Raw genomic sequence first — 17200 nt, 5'->3', positions numbered from 1 at the left:
AGGGCAAAATAAGCATCATAATAACCGGCATTTCAGTGCCGGTTTTTTTATTGCTATTGACCTAGACCAATCGGTCTATTATGCTGACACCCATTATGACTAAACATGCGCATTGCCCTACAGATACTCGTGAACATTTGCTCGCTACCGGCGAGACCCTAAGCCTGCGCCTTGGTTTTACCGGCATGGGGTTGAGCGAATTGCTGAGCACGGCGGGCGTGCCGAAAGGCTCGTTCTACCACTACTTCCGTTCCAAAGAAGTGTTTGGCGAAGCTATGCTACAGCGTTATTTCGAGCACTATGATGCGGCAATGCAACAGCTGTTTACCGACGATAAAAGTGATGCACGCCACCAGTTGTTGAGTTATTACGCTCAGGCTATCAGCTATCACTGCCGCAGCGAATGCCATAACGCCTGCCTGGCGGTCAAGCTGTCGGCCGAGGTGAGCGACCTGTCGGAGCCCATGCGTCATGCATTGGAAACCGGCAGTGCCCGGGTGATTGGTCACCTGCAGGATACGATTGAACGCGGTATCCGCGAAGGGTCGTTGTCGATAGCCATGAGCCCGGCGGCTACCGCAGAAACGCTGTATTCACTGTGGCTTGGCGCTTCACTGCGAGCCAAAATCCGCCACTCGGTCGCCCCACTGACCAGCGCGCTGGAAAGTATTGAACTGTTGTTGCGCCCGGCGCAGCGCTAAAAAACACTTTGGTTTATCAAGAATTACCCTGTTGGGCAGTTCTACATTCGTTACTAGTCGACCGGTCTATTAATATAGGATTCACTATGAAGATTGAAAAGTTGTTCTCCCCGTTGAAGGTTGGCGCTGTAACTCTGCCAAATCGCGTGTTTATGGCCCCTCTGACGCGCCTGCGCAGCATTGAACCTGGCGATATCCCTACTCCGTTGATGGGCGAGTATTATGCCCAACGCGCCAGTGCGGGTCTGATCGTCACCGAAGCCACTCAGATTTCTTTCCAGGCGAAAGGCTATGCCGGCGCACCGGGGCTGCATACCCCAGAACAGATCGCCGCGTGGAAAAAGATCACTCAGGCTGTACATGATAAAAACGGCCATATCGCCGTTCAACTGTGGCACGTGGGGCGTATCTCCCACAACAGCCTGCAACCGGGCCAACAGGCACCGGTCGCCCCATCTGCGATCAACGCCGACACCCGCACCACCGTACGTGACGAAACCGGCGCCTGGGTACGAGTACCTACCTCTACCCCACGCGCACTGGAAACCGAAGAGATCCCAGGCATCATTAATGATTTCCGTCAGGCAACCGCCAACGCACGTGAGGCCGGTTTCGATTTTGTCGAATTGCACGCCGCACACGGCTATCTGCTGCACCAGTTTATGGCTCCGGCGTCTAACCAGCGCACCGACCAATATGGCGGCAGCATCGAAAACCGCACGCGCCTGACGCTGGAAGTGGTTGACGCCACCATCGCGGAATGGGGCTCAGAACACATTGGCATCCGTATTTCACCACTGGGCCCGTTCAACGGCCTGGACAACGGTGAAGATCAGGAAGATGCCGCGCTGTATCTGGTGGAAGAACTGAACAAGCGCAACATCGCTTTCCTGCATATTTCCGAACCTGACTGGGCCGGTGGCAAGCCTTATTCCGACGCCTTCCGTGATTCAGTACGCGCCCACTTTAAAGGGGTGATTGTCGGGGCTGGCGCTTACACCGCCGAAAAAGCGGAAGAGTTGATCAATAAAGGCTTTATCGATGCCGTGGCCTTTGGCCGCAGCTATATCGCCAACCCGGATTTGGTTGAACGCTTCAAACAAAATGCTGAACTGAACGAACCTAAGCCGGAAACGTTCTACGGCGGCGGTGCTGAAGGCTATACCGACTATCCAACGCTGTAAGTAAAATACAAAAGCCCGCCGGAGTGCCTATACCGACGGGCTTTTTGCCATCTGGGTTATCGGTCAGTTACTTCACAGTCAACCTCGCCCAACGCTGTATTTCATTGGCATCAAGATTATTCATTATCGTGCGAAACCAAACGGTAAACTTTTCAGGGTTGCGCGTTATATCATCCGTTAATTGCTTAATATCCATCCACAACCAGCTGTGTGCTTCTTCAGGTGCCGCCTGCGGTTCGCCGTCAAATAAACCGACGTAGATATGATCGAACTCGTGCTCAATTAAATCGCCGGGCACCGCAGCGTGATAGGTGAAACTGGAAACCTGCTGCAACTCACTGCTAAACCCCATCTCTTCCTGCAATCGGCGCTGAGCCGCGGCAAGCGTTACCTCCCCCCAGCGTGGGTGGCCACAGCAACTGTTGGTCCATAGCCCGGCCGAGTGATACTTACTGAAAGCACGCTGTTGCAACAGCAGGCGACCCTGACTATCAAAGATAAAAATTGAAAACGCCCGGTGCAACAACCCCTGCTGATGTACCAGCGTTTTGGTTTGCGAGCCAATAGAGTTATCATCGGCATCCACCAGAATGAGCATTTCATCCATTAAGCGACTCCTTCGGCAAACGCGATGTTCCCGCACTGAAAAAATAAACCGTCATATTAATCCGATCCAAATTTATAAATTAACCCGGTCCAATCCGGGCTCTATATCGTTATCGTGACGCGCTGTTCCTTGCAGGGGGTATAGTACCTATTTCCAAACTGTGCACGGCGACAAAGTGTGCGGTTGCTGCTGTCTTACCCGACCATTGAGTGACAACGTCACTATAGTATTGTGCGCCCTGCCTTGGCATACATTGAAATCCCTTATGCGGCAACGCTATACTGGATTTCGCTTCAATCCATCCGCCATTGGCAACGGCACATCCAATCAGAGGAATTATGCGCTTACTCCATACCATGATCCGCGTCGGTGACCTGCAACGCTCCATCGACTTCTATACCAAGGTATTAGGCATGCGCTTGCTGCGCACCAGCGAGAACCCGGAATACAAGTACTCGCTGGCGTTTGTGGGCTATACCGATGAAAGTGAAGGTGCGGTGATTGAACTGACCTATAACTGGGGCACAGACAGTTACGAAATGGGCACCGCGTTCGGCCACCTGGCGCTGGGGGTTGACGATGTTGCCGCCACCTGTGACAGCATCCGTAACGTCGGCGGCAAAGTCACCCGTGAAGCCGGCCCGGTCAAGGGTGGCACCACGGTTATCGCCTTTGTTGAAGATCCGGACGGTTATAAAATCGAACTGATCGAGAACAAACACGCCGGCCATGGCCTCGGCCACTAAGGTCGATCAGGGGCGCTTTCTGCGCCCTTGTTTTTTCCGCGTGATAACCGCCTGCAACCGGGCGCAAAATTTGCCATAATGCGCGCTGTATTCGATGAAGATAAGAAACTGATGGCCGAAAAAAGTGATCTTAACGCCCTGAGTGGCCGTTTTCGTGGGTTTTACCCTGTAGTAATAGATATAGAAACCGCCGGATTTAATGCCAAGACTGACGCACTGCTGGAAATTGCCGCCGTTACGTTAAAAATGGATGAAGACGGCTGGTTACAACAGGACGAAACCCTGCATTTTCATGTGGAGCCTTTTGAAGGCGCCAACCTACAGCCGGAAGCGTTGGCCTTTAACGGCATCGACCCGAGTAATCCGCTACGCGGTGCGGTCAGTGAGCACGATGCCTTGCACGCTATTTTTAAAGCGGTGCGCAAGGGGATTAAGGATCGTGGCTGTAACCGGGCGATAATAGTGGCGCATAACGCCAATTTTGATCACAGCTTCCTGATGGCTGCTGCGGATCGCGCCAGCCTGAAACGCAACCCTTTCCACCCTTTCGCCACCTTTGATACCGCGGCGTTGAGTGGGCTGGTACTGGGACAGACGGTACTGGCCAAAGCCTGCATTGCCGCCGATATCCCGTTCGATAGCGCTCAGGCGCATTCGGCGCTGTATGATACCGAGCAAACCGCTCAGTTGTTCTGCGAGCTGGTTAACCGCTGGAAACGCCTTGGCGGCTGGCCGTTGGCAGCCAGTAATACCGACTAAGACACAAAAAATCGGGCGGCCCAGTTTTAGCTGGCACCGCCCGATGGCTTCCAACAATAGAACCGAGCCGATTAAGGCTGCTGGTCTTCCTGCTGTTTGTATTTCTCTGCCGTTTCTTTGATCAGCTGCTGCAATTCGCCGCGCTGATACATTTCCATGATGATATCACAGCCGCCAACCAGCTCACCGTCTATCCACAGCTGTGGGAACGTCGGCCAGTTAGCGTATTTCGGCAACTCGGAGCGGATGTCCGGGTTCTGCAGAATATCAACGTAAGCAAAACGTTCGCCACAGGCAGACAGCGCCTGCACAGCCTGCGCTGAGAAACCGCAGTTTGGCAATTTCGGTGAACCTTTCATGTACAGCAGAATTGGGTTCTCAGTGATCTGGTGCTGAATTTTCTCAATCGTCGTCGTCATTATATTGCTTCCTCAAGCCAAATCTCATGGCTACAACATGCATCACACTGGCTATTGTAGCGGCTGGAACAGTCGCAAGAAAACGCCATCTTTTGCAGGGGCATTCCTTGGTTGTCAGTCGCGTCTCGCCGGCAAGGCCTTTCCGGTCAAAACATATGCGCAGAATAACATTTTTAATCTGGCCATTTCACTAATATATTTTTTCATCAAAACACGACGTTTAATAAATCCAGTGACGGTCATTGTTGATTTTTCATACATCAACAGTTTGATTTTTCAGCAGAAAAAATGCTATTAACGTTTTCTCACAATATGGATTATCATTTATGAGTTCTTCGCTGTTTTATATGGCGAAATTCGGGAATACTGTCATTCTTTCGATATCTGTTCCGGGGCCAAGGTTGGTAACGTCGACATGCGTTTAATTCTTACGCTTTTTGTGCTGTTGTTTACACAGCTATTCTTTAATCTGGCGCATGCTGCGCCGCAGTCTCGTGTTGCCGCCGAGCAGCGTAAGAGCCACGTAAACGAAGCCCGACCGGATGACCGCAAGAAAAAGAAAGCGGTTAAAGCCAGCAGCAAAAAAGTAAAAGTCACCCCCCCACAGAAAACTGCCAAGGTTTCCAAAGCCAAAACAGAAAAAACCGCTAAAAAGATTGTTAGCGCCAAATCGAAAAACAAAACTCATAAAGTCGCCAAGATTAAAGTGACCCCGCCGAAAAAGGGTTACAAAAAAGGCTATGGGCGCCATCGTGAAACCGGTATGGCAACCGCCAAACTGGTTCGTGACGAGAAACCGCTGAAACTTACCCCGGCGCACAAGAAACGCTACCAGCATGCCAAGCAAACCGCGATGGCCAAGCTGATGGATCAGATGGGTAAGCCCTATCGTTGGGGCGGCACCTCACCGAGAACCGGTTTTGACTGCAGCGGCCTGATTTATTACGCCTATAAGGACGTGGTGAAAATCAAAATGCCACGTACCGCCAACGAGATGTACCACCTGCGCGACGCCGCGCCGATCAAGAAAAATGAATTGGAAAGCGGCGACCTGGTGTTCTTCCGAATTAACAACCGCGGCGTGGCAGACCATGTTGGGGTTTATCTGGGCAACGGTAAATTCATTCAGTCACCGCGTACCGGTGAAGAAATCCGCATCAGCCAGCTCGACAACGATTACTGGCAAAACCACTACATTGGCGCACGTCGGGTAGTGACACCGAAAACCATTCGATAATTGCCTTTGCGGCTGGCCCTGCCAGCCGCTCTCCCCTGAGCGTTTCCCCAAACTCTCGCTGCTGCAACTAATCCTTTGCCATTCCCCCTGTATTTCAGCGCGAAAATTGCTAAGCTAAATACCCACAATAAAAACAGGCCAACCTGTTGTTCGTTGTTCTGATTCAGGTTGGCACTGTAAAAGGAGAAAGCAATGTCGTTTGAACTGCCCGCATTACCCTATGAAAAAAACGCCCTCGAGCCGCACATTTCCGCAGAAACCCTAGAATACCACTATGGCAAGCATCATAACGCCTATGTGGTTAACCTGAACAATCTGTTGAAAGGCAGCAAGTTTGAAGGGTTATCGCTGGAAGCAATCATTAAGGCTTCTGACGGCGGCATCTTCAACAATGCCGCCCAGGTGTGGAACCACAGTTTCTATTGGCACTGTTTGTCGCCACAAGGCGGTGGCGAACCTCAGGGCAAACTGGCAACGGCAATCAGCCAGGCTTTTGGTTCTTTCGCCGCCTTCAGGGAACAATTTAGCGATGCCGCAGTGAAAAACTTTGGCGCAGGCTGGACCTGGCTGGTGAAAAAGCCGGATGGTTCACTGGCCATTGTTAACACCTCGAACGCGGCTACCCCGCTCACCGGTGAAGATAAACCGCTGCTGACCGTCGACGTTTGGGAACACGCCTACTATATCGATTACCGCAATGCGCGGCCGGCCTACCTGGAAAACTTCTGGGCGCTGGTTAACTGGGCATTTGTGGAGAAAAACCTGGCGTAAAGCTGAGGGAAAGAGCAATCAGGCGCAGCGGGCTGCGCCTGTTTTACTTAAGGGGATCAGTTCAAAGCAGCGGTGAAGCTGAAAGCAATAATCACGGCCAGCGCACAGACGGTGGTGAACAGTGACATTTTCAGATCGGTATCCATTACAACTCCTTTTCAGATTGGGTTTCCCAAGGGTAAAAGGCACACAATTAATGCGTCAAACCATTTTCACACAGTTAGCCAATAAAATCTTGTTATCATTTCCCGGTTTATTATATCGATTACCTCTTCCCCTTTTGTTCAATATGGGACAAAATTCGCAGTTCACAACTGTGTACCGGCAAAATGCCCCTCCTGACCAAGCGCTGACGACTTCAACACACTAAAAACTCAGTTTTCGCTTCTTTGGAGAAGGATCTACGCAGGCAAACGATTAACATCACACTTACATGCTGCAACATGTGAGTTCAGGAGTCATTCTTTACATGGCAACGATTAAAGATGTGGCCAAACGCGCTGGCGTTTCCACCACCACCGTTTCGCACGTCATCAATAAGACTCGTTTCGTCGCCGAAGAGACAAAAACGGCCGTGGCTGCCGCGATTAAAGAGCTGCACTATTCACCCAGCGCCGTGGCGCGTAGCCTGAAGGTCAATCACACCAAATCGATTGGTTTGCTGGCGACCTCCAGCGAAGCTCCCTACTTTGCCGAAGTGATCGAGGCGGTGGAAAACAGTTGCTACAGTAAAGGCTATACGCTGATCCTGTGTAACTCGCACAACAATCTGGACAAACAGCGTGCCTATCTGGCGATGTTGGCGCAAAAACGCGTCGATGGTCTGCTGGTCATGTGTTCGGAATACCCGGACCAATTGCTCGGCATGCTGGAAGACTATCGCAACATCCCAATGATGGTGATGGACTGGGGTACCGCGCGCGGTGATTTTACCGATACCATTATCGATAATGCCTTCGAGGGTGGCTATCTGGCCGGGCGTTATCTGATCGAACGCGGCCACCGTGATATCGGCGCCATTCCGGGTCAGTTGGCGCGTAATACCGGTGGCGGCCGCCATCAGGGCTTTTTAAAGGCCATGGAAGAAGCCAATATCGAAGTTCGCGACGAATGGATTGTCCAGGGTGACTTTGAGCCAGAATCCGGCTACAAGGCCATGCACCAGATATTGTCGCAAAAGCATCGCCCGACCGCGGTATTCTGCGGTGGCGATATCATGGCGATGGGCGCGATCTGTGCCGCCGATGAACTTGGGCTGCGCGTGCCGCAGGACATCTCGGTAATTGGCTACGATAACGTGCGTAACGCCCGCTATTTCACCCCGGCGCTGACCACAATTCATCAACCGAAAGAGCGTTTGGGTGAGATGGCATTCACCATGTTGCTGGACCGTATCATCAGCAAGCGCGAAGAATCCCAGGTGATTGAAGTGCATCCCAAGCTGATTGAGCGCCGTTCGGTCGCTGACGGCCCTTTCATCGATTACCGCCGCTAGTCGTTAGCGCCGGAAGCCTCCGCGGTTTCCGGCGTCACTTCGCTTAACCATTCCTGATTCAAGGTTTCACTGTCCCCCAGGTAGTCCAATAGCCAGGCCATCGCCGGTGATGGCGTATTCTGCTGCCAGGTCAGGCAACAAGGGCTGGCCGGAAACGGCTGTTGCAACTGCAACGCCACCAGTTCCCCGCGTTGCACCAACGGCAATGCCTGATGCGCAGGCATCATGCCGACGCACAGACCTGCACACAGGCAATCCAACGCCGAGGCCCAGTCCGGCGCCACCAGCCGCCGTTGGTTGTCCAGCGTCCAGGTGACTCGTTTGGGCAGGTTGCGTGAGGTATCTTCCAAACACAGCGATGGGAAAGGCCGAAGCTGATCGTCGTTCAGCAGCCCTTCCAGCGCCGCCAACGGATGATGCGGGCTGACCACGCACAACCAGCGCATGTCCCCCATATCGCGAAAAGCATACCCGCCGCCGACCGGCACTGCACGTGTCGCCCCGATCGCCATATCGGCACGCCCATCCACCAGCGCATCCCACACACCGTTAAACACCTCCGGTTGCACCATCAGCTCAACGTCGGGAAAATGGCGATAAAAATCCAGCACCAGTTGGCGGCAGCGTTGCGGTTTCACGATGATGTCCACGGCAATTTTCAACTGGCCACGCCAGCCGTTCGCCACCTGCTGACACTGTCGACGGGTGTCGAGCATTTTTTTGATGACAATGCGCGCATCCTGAACAAACAACACGCCGGCCGGGGTCAGCTCCACGTCGCGATGACGGCGCTCAAACAGCGGTACCGCCAGCCATTGCTCCAGTTGTCGTACGGTATAACTTATCGCCGAGGGCACACGGTGCAATTCTTGCGCCGCTGCGCTAAAGCTGCCGGTGCGGGCGACCGCGTCTACTACATCGAGTGAATATTCAGACCACATAACCTTGCCTTCAATTTTTTTAACAGCACCTCACAAATATTACCGTTTCACAAGCAGAGATCCAGCCGGATACACTTGCCGGCGCTAAAAACCTGCGACATTAAAATATTAACGAGAAATACCATGCGAAATTCCTTTGGTTTTATGTTCTACCTTGCCGGCCTGAGTATGCTGGGTTATCTGGCCACCGACATGTACCTGCCCGCCTTTGGCGTGATGCAGCAAGACCTGCAGATTTCCGCCGGGGCGATCAGTGCCAGCCTCAGTATCTTCCTGGCCGGCTTTGCCTTTGCTCAACTGCTCTGGGGCCCACTGTCCGATCACCTCGGCCGTAAACCGGTGTTGCTGATTGGCCTGGCGCTGTTTGCCCTGGGTTGCCTCGGTATGCTGTGGGTACAGAATGCCGTTCAACTGTGGTCACTGCGTTTTATCCAGGCGATTGGCGTGTGTTCTGCCGCCGTCACCTGGCAGGCCCTGGTGATTGACCGTTACCGTGAAGGCAAGGCTAACCGAGTCTTCGCCACCATTATGCCACTGGTCGCACTTTCGCCGGCACTGGCCCCCTTGGTCGGTGCCTGGTTGTTGAACCACATGGGCTGGCGTGCCATTTTCGCCGTGCTGCTGGGCATCACGGTGGTTTTGTTGCTGCCGACGCTGCTGTTGAAAGAAAGCGCCAAGGCCGCGCCTTCTGCCGAGAAGAAAAACACCCTGACCTTCTTGCAACTGCTGAAATCCCCGGCCTTCAGCGGCAACGTCACCATCTTTGCCGCCTGCTCAGCCGGCTTCTTCGCCTGGCTGACCGGCTCACCCTTTATTCTTGGTGATATGGGCTACAGCCCAAATGATATCGGCCTGAGCTATGTGCCGCAGACCCTGGCATTCTTATTAGGGGGTTACGGCTGTCGCACCGCGTTAAATCGCATGAATGGCAACACCTTGCTACCGTGGCTACTGGTAGCTTATGGCATCAGTATGGTGGCGTTATATCTGGTTGCCACGCTGACCGAGCCAACGCTCACCACGCTGCTGATCCCGTTCTGCGTGATGGCGCTGGTCAACGGTGCCACCTACCCAATCGTAGTGGCAAATGCGTTAACCCCGTTCCCGGAAGGCACCGGCAAAGCCGCAGCCTTGCAAAACACCCTGCAGTTGGGCCTGTGTTTTGTCGCCAGTATGCTGGTGTCAGCCTTTATCGGCCAGCCGCTGTTGGCAACGGTAACAGTGATGGTTTCTACGGTGGTGTTGGCCGCGTTGGGCTATCTGCTGCAACGGGGTAAAGTGATGGATGATCAGCAGGCTGCAGGGCAGGAACATGCTAACTCTGCGTCATAATTGTATGTATTAATAATCACTTAAAGAATATTTTTGCCGAGTGTGATTTACAGTTGAGTAAGCGCCTCGGCAAGCCTATACTCAAAACGACCTTTTAAAATAACACTTTTATAATTTCTTTATCACAAATTGCTGTTGTGTACGCGTATGGCGTCACACTTTTTTAAGGATTGTCTTTCCCGCGTTTCTTGCGCAGGAACCTTCTTAAAATTTTCCTCTGTTCATAGTCGGATATCAGACGCCACGGGACTTTTTACCGTAGGTAAACGTATGCACCCGCAGAATTTGTCTAAGCTATTTTTTGGCGGGTCATAAGTCAGAAGAAGGTGATGGAGAAGCTATGAGTTCATCGTGTATAGAAGATCTGAGTATTCAGGATAACCAATGGTATCGCATCGCCCATGAAATGCTCAGCATGGCCGGTATTGAAGTTAACGGCTCGCGCCCTTTCGATATTCAGGTTAAAAATCCCGATTTTTTTAAACGCGTGCTGCAGGAAGGGTCCCTTGGCCTGGGCGAAAGCTATATGGACGGCTGGTGGGAATGTGAACGGCTGGATATATTCTTTCAACACGTAGTCCGTGCCGGTCTGGAAAAGAAACTCCCCCGCCATCTAAAAGATACCCTGCGTATTGCCGCCGCGCGACTCACCAATTTGCAATCGAAGAAACGCGCCTGGATAGTCGGTAAAGAACATTACGATCTGGGAAACGATCTGTTTACACAGATGCTCGACCCTTATATGCAATATTCTTGCGCCTACTGGAAAGACGCCACCACGCTGGAAGAAGCGCAGGAAGCCAAGCTGCGGATGATTTGCGATAAACTGCAGCTGCAGCCTGGCATGAACTTGCTGGATATTGGCTGTGGTTGGGGCGGGCTTTCCGCCTATGCGGCGAAAAATTACGGTGTTTCAGTAGTGGGCGTGACCATTTCTGCTGAACAGCAAAAACTGGCACAGGAAAACTGCGCCGGGCTGGACGTCGAAATCCGCTTGCAAGACTACCGTGATTTACACCTCCAGTTTGACCGTATTGTTTCTGTCGGCATGTTCGAGCACGTCGGTCCGAAAAACTACCCCACCTACTTCAAAGTGGTGGAACGTAATTTAAAACCGGACGGCCTGTTCCTGCTGCACACCATTGGCTCGAATCGGACAGATATGAATGTTGACCCGTGGATCAATAAATATATCTTCCCAAATGGCTGTCTGCCGTCGATCTCACATATTGCCCAGGCCAGTGAGGGGCGTTTTGTGATGGAAGATTGGCATAATATTGGCGCCGATTATGATCGCACCCTGATGGCCTGGTACGAACGTTTCAAACAGGCGTGGCCACAACTTGCCCAACGTTATTCGGATCGTTTCGAACGCATGTTCAGCTATTATCTGAACGCCTGCGCCGGAGCGTTTCGCGCACGTGATATTCAGCTTTGGCAGGTGGTATTCAGCCCGAAAGGCGTTGATGGCGGTATTCGCGTCACGCGTTAATAATCCTGCAGCGTAAACGACTATACCCTATGGATTTCGAGTTGCAGCTAGGCGCCCAGCTCGCTCATCCCCAGGCGCTTACTTGAGTAAGTAACTGGGGTGAGCGAGTGCAGGTAACAACGCTGCAACTCGAAAGACGACGGGTATATTAGCCGCAATACACGCGAATGATCTTATCATCGCTATCGCCGAGGAAGTTCAGACGACTCAGGTTGAAGTCCATCGTGACCGCAGAGTTATACGGAATCGCGCGCACTTGCGATTCAATCTGCACGCCTTCGAGCGCTGACATCGGTTTACCGACATAGCTCTGATATTGCGCCGCACCGCAGGTGTCATTCTCTGCATCTACCGCGGGGTTGGCTGCGCCCTGTTCCGGCGAGCTGCTACAAGCACTCAGCGCCAACAGCGCCGTTAACATCAACGTTTTCCCATAAAACTTCACGCGATTGCTCCTCTGTAGTTTGTCGTTCGTCAGATCTTCTGCGCCAGCGCACTCGCCGCCGCCATTGCCGCTTCACGGCTCGCCAACACCCGCTCAACGGTGTCTACCACCGCCTGCGTTTGTGGATCGATCTCAATATTCACCTTATCACCCAGGCGTTTTTTGCCCAGTGTGGTGCGCTCCAACGTTTCCGGGATCAAATGCACGCAAAACCGGTTATTCACCACCTCACCGATGGTCAGACTAATACCATCGATGCCAATGAAGCCTTTGTGCAGAACGTATTTCATCAGTTCCGCATCCGGCATGCGCAGCCACACCTGACGATTATTCTCAGAGGTATAAATTTTGGCAACCTCTGCGGTGCAGATAATATGGCCGGACATCAGGTGGCCGCCAATTTCATCATTAAACTTGGCCGCTCTTTCGATATTGACCACGTCCCCCAACGCCAGCTCACCGAGGTTGGTCAGGCGCAGCGTTTCTTTGATCAAATCAAAGCTGACGCGGTTGCCCTCAACCGCTGTGACGGTCAGGCAGCAACCATTATGAGAGACCGATGCGCCAAGCTCGAGACCAGGCAGCAGCTCAGTGGGCATGTCGATAACGTGAGTGCGGAAGTTGGATTTTTCATCAATGGCAACCAGCGGCGCGGTGCCCTGTACGATACCCGTGAACATGTAAGCCTCTTCTTTCTGAAAATGTTTAAAGCGCTTGAGGCAGTTTGCCCCAGTTGGCGAGGAAAACCAAACCTCGGGCGACAAAAAATCTGCGCCTGCGCATTTAATAACTATTTCATCACAGCATTTGCTTAACCACGCCGAGCGGGTACAATCTTTTTGACAAAATTCCGCTATTTTTAATTGTTGTCCTTTCGCGACGACCCATCCCTCCATCATAAATAAATAGAAAAGGTGTATGCGTGCAGAAGTACTTAATTGAAGCGCGTAGTTTATTGGCCCTCGCTATCCCGGTAATCATCGCGCAAATATCACAAACCGCAATGGGCGTGGTAGATACCATTATGGCCGGCGCATACAGCGCCACGGATATGGCGGCGGTTGCCGTCGGTACCTCGATCTGGCTACCGGCTATTCTGTTCGGCCACGGCCTGCTGCTGGCGCTAACGCCGGTGATCGCACAGCTTAATGGCGCAGGCCGACGCGATCGCATCGCTCATCAGGTTCGTCAGGGCTTTTGGCTGGCGGCCATCGTCTCACTGCTGGTGATTGTCGTGCTGTATAACAGCAAGTTCGTCATCGACATGATGCACAATATCGACCCGCAACTGGCGGATAAAGCCGTGGGGTATTTGCATGCCATCATGTGGGGCGCTCCGGGCTATCTGTTCTTCCAGGTGCTGCGTGGTCAGTGTGAAGGGCTATCGAAAACCAAACCGGGCATGGTGATTGGTTTTCTCGGCCTGCTGGTAAATATCCCGATTAACTATATCTTTATCTACGGCAAGTTCGGCATGCCGGAGCTGGGCGGCGTCGGTTGCGGCGTGGCAACCGGCAGCGTCTACTGGTTTATGTTCCTGGCGATGCGCTGGTATGTTAAACGCGCCCCCTCACAGCGCGATATTCTGCCGCATGACGGCAGCAGCAAACGCCCCGACTGGCCGGCAATGAAACGTCTGTTCGGCATTGGCCTGCCGGTGGCACTGGCGCTGTTCTTTGAAGTTACGCTGTTCGCCGTCGTCGCCCTGCTGGTTTCGCCGCTGGGCATCGTTTCCGTGGCCGGGCACCAGATTGCACTTAACTTCAGCGCACTGATGTTCGTCTTGCCATTGTCACTGGGCGTCAGCGCGACTATCCGCGTCGGCTATAGGTTGGGCGAAGGCTCGGTCGAAGGGGCGCGAATTGCCGCCTACGCAGCTATTGCCGTCGGCATCGCCATGGCCTGTTGCACCGCGCTGTTTACCGCCACCTTCCGTGAACAAATCGCCCTGCTGTATAACGACAGCCCGGCGGTGGTTGCCATGGCATCGCACTTGATGTTATTGGCGGCCATTTACCAGATATCCGATTCTATTCAGGTGATCGGCAGCGGTATTCTGCGTGGCTATAAAGATACCCGCTCGATCTTCTTCATCACCTTTGTCGCTTATTGGATCCTGGGTCTGCCGAGCGGTTATCTGCTGGCGCTGACCGACGTCGTGGTACCGGCGATGGGGCCAAGCGGATTCTGGATTGGCTTTATCATTGGCCTGACTTTCGCCGCCATCATGATGGCCATGCGCATGCGTTGGCTGCAAAAACAGCCGGCGGCGCTGATCCTGCAGCGTTCTGCCCGCTAACTGAAGTTGTCGACCGGGAAGTTAACCCGGTCGACAACTTCATCACCCTTGTTTGCAGAAAAAACCACCGCACTGCACACAAGCGCAGCAATCGCGTGAAATACCGGATAAAATTACGTTTTTCTCCTTGCCAGCACGCGGGTAGCTCGTTAATATTCGTCCCCGCTGTCAGCCATGACAGACAGGAAAAGATGCGTCCGTAGCTCAGTTGGTTAGAGCACCACCTTGACATGGTGGGGGTCGGTGGTTCGAGTCCACTCGGACGCACCAAATTCCTAACAGCAGTACAGTGCGTCCGTAGCTCAGTTGGTTAGAGCACCACCTTGACATGGTGGGGGTCGGTGGTTCGAGTCCACTCGGACGCACCAAATTTCTAAAAGCAGTGCAGTGCGTCCGTAGCTCAGTTGGTTAGAGCACCACCTTGACATGGTGGGGGTCGGTGGTTCGAGTCCACTCGGACGCACCAAATCATTGTTTCCTCAGCACCACCCTATCGACTCACACTTTCTCTACCGTTAACTCGCCAGTCCGATCCCGTAGCTTTGCTCCTGTCACCGCAAGCCGTATCAGGTATCATCAAGGCGAATATCTTATCAGGACCGATCCCATGCTGACATTTACCGCAGAGACCCCGTTTGAGAAACTCGACAACGGCCTCATTCGCCGGCAAGGCGTTATGAGCAACGGCGCCCGTGCCACGGAAGTGAAGTTTGACGCCGGTACCTTTGGCCAGTTGCAAAAACGCGATTATGCTCTGCAAACGCAAGTGGTCTCCGGTGAGTTTGAATTCACCGTAGGTAACGACAGCCAGGTGGTGGTCGCCGGTGAAACCATCGAAATCCCCGCTAACACCGCCAGCGGCTGTTTCTGTCTGACGGCCGGTACGCTGTGGGAAATCGTCACCACGAACTGAGAGCACAATACCCATTATAAGCGCATGGCTTTTTGCGCAACAAACACCTGCTGCGGGTTTGCATTTGCGCCCTATTTGCTGCTGATTTGACAGAACCGAGGTTTTACACCGGTTTTTTATTTTGTTTCCCGCCGCTTAGCCTTTATAATGCGCAACGTCTTTCAGTTGAATGGTTTCAGCCCTTGATCTGCGAAAACGCAATAACAGCACATTTTCATCTCATCACGTTGCGCAGCATCCCCGCATCCCGGCGCGGGCTGAATTTTTCCGCCCCATTTCGACTCTGGTCACCTATCCTTAACTGTGTTTTGCATCACCAGGCGCGACTCAAATCCCTTATCAGTGGCCTGACCGCTGGTTTTATTCGTTTTATTATCCATCACAACTTGTAGAAAAATCCGTCATGAAAAAGACCAAAATTGTTTGTACCATCGGTCCAAAAACCGAATCGGAAGAAATGCTGACCAACCTGCTGAATGCAGGCATGAATGTAATGCGCCTTAACTTCTCCCACGGCGATTACCAAGAGCACGGCAACCGCATCAAGAACATGCGCGCTGTGATGGCGAAAACCGGTCAGAACGCCGGTATCCTGCTGGATACCAAAGGCCCGGAAATCCGCACCATGAAACTGGAAGGCGGCAAAGACGCTGCGCTGGTTGCCGGTCAGACCTTCACTTTCACCATCGATCAGAGCGTTATCGGCAACAACGAACGTGTTGCAGTAACCTACGCCGGCTTTAGCGCTGACCTGAAAATCGGTAACACCGTATTGGTAGATGACGGCCTGATCGGCATGGAAGTCACCAACGTCACCGAAAGCGAAGTGGTTTGTAAGGTGCTGAACAGCGGCGACCTGGGCGAAAACAAAGGCGTTAACCTGCCGGGTGTTTCCATTCAACTGCCTGCACTGGCCGAAAAAGACAAACGCGACCTGATTTTCGGCTGCGAACAGGGTGTGGACTTCGTTGCCGCTTCCTTCATCCGCAAGCGTTCTGACGTGCTGGAAATTCGTGAGCACCTGAAAGCCCACGGCGGCGCACAAATCCAAATCATCTCCAAAATCGAAAACCAGGAAGGTCTGAACAACTTCGACGAGATCCTCGAAGCTTCTGACGGCATCATGGTTGCTCGTGGCGATCTGGGCGTTGAAATCCCGGTAGAAGAAGTGATCTTCGCTCAGAAGATGATGATCGAAAAATGTAACCGTGCACGTAAAGTGGTGATCACCGCCACCCAAATGCTCGATTCCATGATTAAGAACCCGCGCCCTACTCGAGCAGAAGCCGGCGACGTGGCAAACGCCATTCTGGACGGTACCGACGCCGTCATGCTGTCTGGCGAGAGCGCCAAGGGCAAGTACCCGCTGGAAGCCGTTACCATCATGGCGACCATCTGTGAGCGCACCGATCGCGTGATGCCAAGCCGTATCGACAGCCTGCATGACAACCGCAAGCTGCGCATCACCGAAGCCGTATGCCGCGGTGCGGTTGAAACCGCAGAGAAACTGGATGCACCACTGATCGTGGTTGCCACCAGCGGCGGCAAGTCAGCCAAGTCTGTGCGTAAATATTTCCCTAACGCGGTGATCCTGGCGCTGACCACCAACGAAACTACCGCTCATCAGCTGATCCTGACCAAGGGCGTGATCCCACAGATGGTCAAGGAAATTGCCTCTACCGACGACTTCTATCGCATCGGAAAAGAAGCGGCACTCGCCAGTGGTTTGGCACAAAAAGGCGACGTTGTGGTGATGGTTTCTGGTGCTCTGGTACCAAGCGGCACAACCAATACTGCCTCGGTTCACGTGCTTTAATATAAAACGTGACATAATTATTTTGACAAAAACGCCGCTTAGC

The 17200-nt window shown here is 52.9% G+C and carries 18 protein-coding genes and 3 tRNA genes; 15 read left to right on the top strand and 6 right to left on the bottom strand.

Annotated elements, in window-relative coordinates; translation table 11 throughout:
- Window positions 1–80: 80 nt before the first annotated feature.
- Both F8R23_RS02290 and nemA read left to right on the top strand, forming a co-directional pair.
- Window positions 81–701: a TetR/AcrR family transcriptional regulator gene (locus F8R23_RS02290; RefSeq protein ID WP_112347520.1), complete on the top strand. Its 621-nt coding sequence runs from the start codon at window positions 81–83 to the stop codon at window positions 699–701.
- Between the two features lie 86 nt (window positions 702–787).
- Entirely contained in the window at window positions 788–1885 is a 1098-nt protein-coding gene (gene nemA / locus F8R23_RS02285; protein ID WP_099065736.1) for an alkene reductase, read from the top strand.
- A 67-nt stretch (window positions 1886–1952) separates the two neighbouring features.
- On the opposite strand, the gene idi is transcribed toward nemA, so the two are convergent.
- On the bottom strand, window positions 1953–2492 hold the full coding sequence (idi, locus tag F8R23_RS02280) for an isopentenyl-diphosphate Delta-isomerase (protein ID WP_129934819.1): 540 nt from the start codon (window positions 2490–2492) through the stop codon (window positions 1953–1955).
- A 338-nt stretch (window positions 2493–2830) separates the two neighbouring features.
- Between idi and gloA the strand changes: the two genes are divergently transcribed.
- On the top strand, window positions 2831–3238 hold the full coding sequence (gene gloA / locus F8R23_RS02275; protein ID WP_112347522.1) for a lactoylglutathione lyase: 408 nt from the start codon (window positions 2831–2833) through the stop codon (window positions 3236–3238).
- A 78-nt stretch (window positions 3239–3316) separates the two neighbouring features.
- Window positions 3317–3997 (top strand): ribonuclease T, encoded by a 681-nt coding sequence (gene rnt, locus F8R23_RS02270; protein ID WP_129934820.1) that lies wholly within the window; start codon window positions 3317–3319, stop codon window positions 3995–3997.
- 71 nt (window positions 3998–4068) lie between these two features.
- Here rnt and F8R23_RS02265 read toward each other — a convergent pair whose 3' ends face one another.
- A complete protein-coding gene (locus tag F8R23_RS02265; protein WP_099065646.1) occupies window positions 4069–4416 on the bottom strand; it encodes a Grx4 family monothiol glutaredoxin in 348 nt (115 codons plus the stop codon).
- Window positions 4417–4831: 415 nt separating this feature from the next.
- Here F8R23_RS02265 and F8R23_RS02260 point away from each other — a divergent pair, with 415 nt between their 5' ends.
- Both F8R23_RS02260 and sodB read left to right on the top strand, forming a co-directional pair.
- Window positions 4832–5653 carry a C40 family peptidase gene (locus F8R23_RS02260; protein ID WP_151415193.1) on the top strand — a complete coding sequence of 274 codons (822 nt, stop codon included), beginning with the start codon at window positions 4832–4834 and terminating at the stop codon, window positions 5651–5653.
- Window positions 5654–5845: 192 nt separating this feature from the next.
- Window positions 5846–6424: a superoxide dismutase [Fe] gene (gene sodB / locus F8R23_RS02255; protein ID WP_112347524.1), complete on the top strand. Its 579-nt coding sequence runs from the start codon at window positions 5846–5848 to the stop codon at window positions 6422–6424.
- Window positions 6425–6480: 56 nt separating this feature from the next.
- Here the strand turns inward: sodB and cydH are convergent, their stop codons facing one another.
- Window positions 6481–6570, bottom strand: a complete 90-nt coding sequence (gene cydH, locus F8R23_RS02250) for a cytochrome bd-I oxidase subunit CydH (protein ID WP_004943739.1) — start codon at window positions 6568–6570, stop codon at window positions 6481–6483.
- 323 nt (window positions 6571–6893) lie between these two features.
- On the opposite strand from cydH, the gene purR reads away from it, so the two are divergent.
- Window positions 6894–7919 carry an HTH-type transcriptional repressor PurR gene (gene purR, locus F8R23_RS02245; RefSeq protein ID WP_112347525.1) on the top strand — a complete coding sequence of 342 codons (1026 nt, stop codon included), beginning with the start codon at window positions 6894–6896 and terminating at the stop codon, window positions 7917–7919.
- Here the strand turns inward: purR and punR are convergent.
- Window positions 7916–8860 carry a DNA-binding transcriptional activator PunR gene (gene punR / locus F8R23_RS02240; protein ID WP_129934821.1) on the bottom strand — a complete coding sequence of 315 codons (945 nt, stop codon included), beginning with the start codon at window positions 8858–8860 and terminating at the stop codon, window positions 7916–7918. The two genes, purR and punR, sit on opposite strands and share 4 nt — an antisense overlap.
- A 123-nt stretch (window positions 8861–8983) precedes the next feature.
- Here punR and punC point away from each other — a divergent pair, with 123 nt between their 5' ends.
- Both punC and cfa read left to right on the top strand, forming a co-directional pair.
- Complete coding sequence (gene punC / locus F8R23_RS02235) at window positions 8984–10192, top strand: purine nucleoside transporter PunC (RefSeq protein WP_129934822.1); 1209 nt, start codon at window positions 8984–8986, stop codon at window positions 10190–10192.
- A gap of 340 nt (window positions 10193–10532) precedes the next feature.
- Window positions 10533–11684: a cyclopropane fatty acyl phospholipid synthase gene (gene cfa, locus F8R23_RS02230; RefSeq protein ID WP_129934823.1), complete on the top strand. Its 1152-nt coding sequence runs from the start codon at window positions 10533–10535 to the stop codon at window positions 11682–11684.
- Between the two features lie 148 nt (window positions 11685–11832).
- Here cfa and F8R23_RS02225 read toward each other — a convergent pair whose 3' ends face one another.
- Window positions 11833–12129: an I78 family peptidase inhibitor gene (locus F8R23_RS02225; RefSeq protein ID WP_176979206.1), complete on the bottom strand. Its 297-nt coding sequence runs from the start codon at window positions 12127–12129 to the stop codon at window positions 11833–11835.
- Window positions 12130–12158: 29 nt separating this feature from the next.
- Window positions 12159–12809 (bottom strand): riboflavin synthase subunit alpha, encoded by a 651-nt coding sequence (locus F8R23_RS02220; protein ID WP_099065640.1) that lies wholly within the window; start codon window positions 12807–12809, stop codon window positions 12159–12161.
- 242 nt (window positions 12810–13051) lie between these two features.
- On the opposite strand from F8R23_RS02220, the gene F8R23_RS02215 reads away from it, so the two are divergent.
- From F8R23_RS02215 to pykF, 6 genes are all read left to right on the top strand, one after another.
- Window positions 13052–14428: an MATE family efflux transporter gene (locus F8R23_RS02215; RefSeq protein WP_112347529.1), complete on the top strand. Its 1377-nt coding sequence runs from the start codon at window positions 13052–13054 to the stop codon at window positions 14426–14428.
- Between the two features lie 193 nt (window positions 14429–14621).
- A tRNA-Val gene (locus F8R23_RS02210) sits at window positions 14622–14698 on the top strand.
- Between the two features lie 21 nt (window positions 14699–14719).
- A tRNA-Val gene (locus F8R23_RS02205) sits at window positions 14720–14796 on the top strand.
- A 21-nt stretch (window positions 14797–14817) separates the two neighbouring features.
- Window positions 14818–14894, top strand: a tRNA-Val gene (locus tag F8R23_RS02200).
- Between the two features lie 141 nt (window positions 14895–15035).
- On the top strand, window positions 15036–15341 hold the full coding sequence (locus F8R23_RS02195) for a cupin domain-containing protein (RefSeq protein WP_129934824.1): 306 nt from the start codon (window positions 15036–15038) through the stop codon (window positions 15339–15341).
- Window positions 15342–15744: 403 nt separating this feature from the next.
- Window positions 15745–17157 carry a pyruvate kinase PykF gene (gene pykF, locus F8R23_RS02190; protein ID WP_112347531.1) on the top strand — a complete coding sequence of 471 codons (1413 nt, stop codon included), beginning with the start codon at window positions 15745–15747 and terminating at the stop codon, window positions 17155–17157.
- Window positions 17158–17200 lie beyond the last annotated feature (43 nt).

The sequence above is a fragment of the Serratia proteamaculans genome (genome assembly GCF_008830365.1).
Taxonomy (GTDB): domain Bacteria; phylum Pseudomonadota; class Gammaproteobacteria; order Enterobacterales; family Enterobacteriaceae; genus Serratia; species Serratia proteamaculans.
This window is presented reverse-complemented; position numbering and strand designations above follow the sequence as displayed.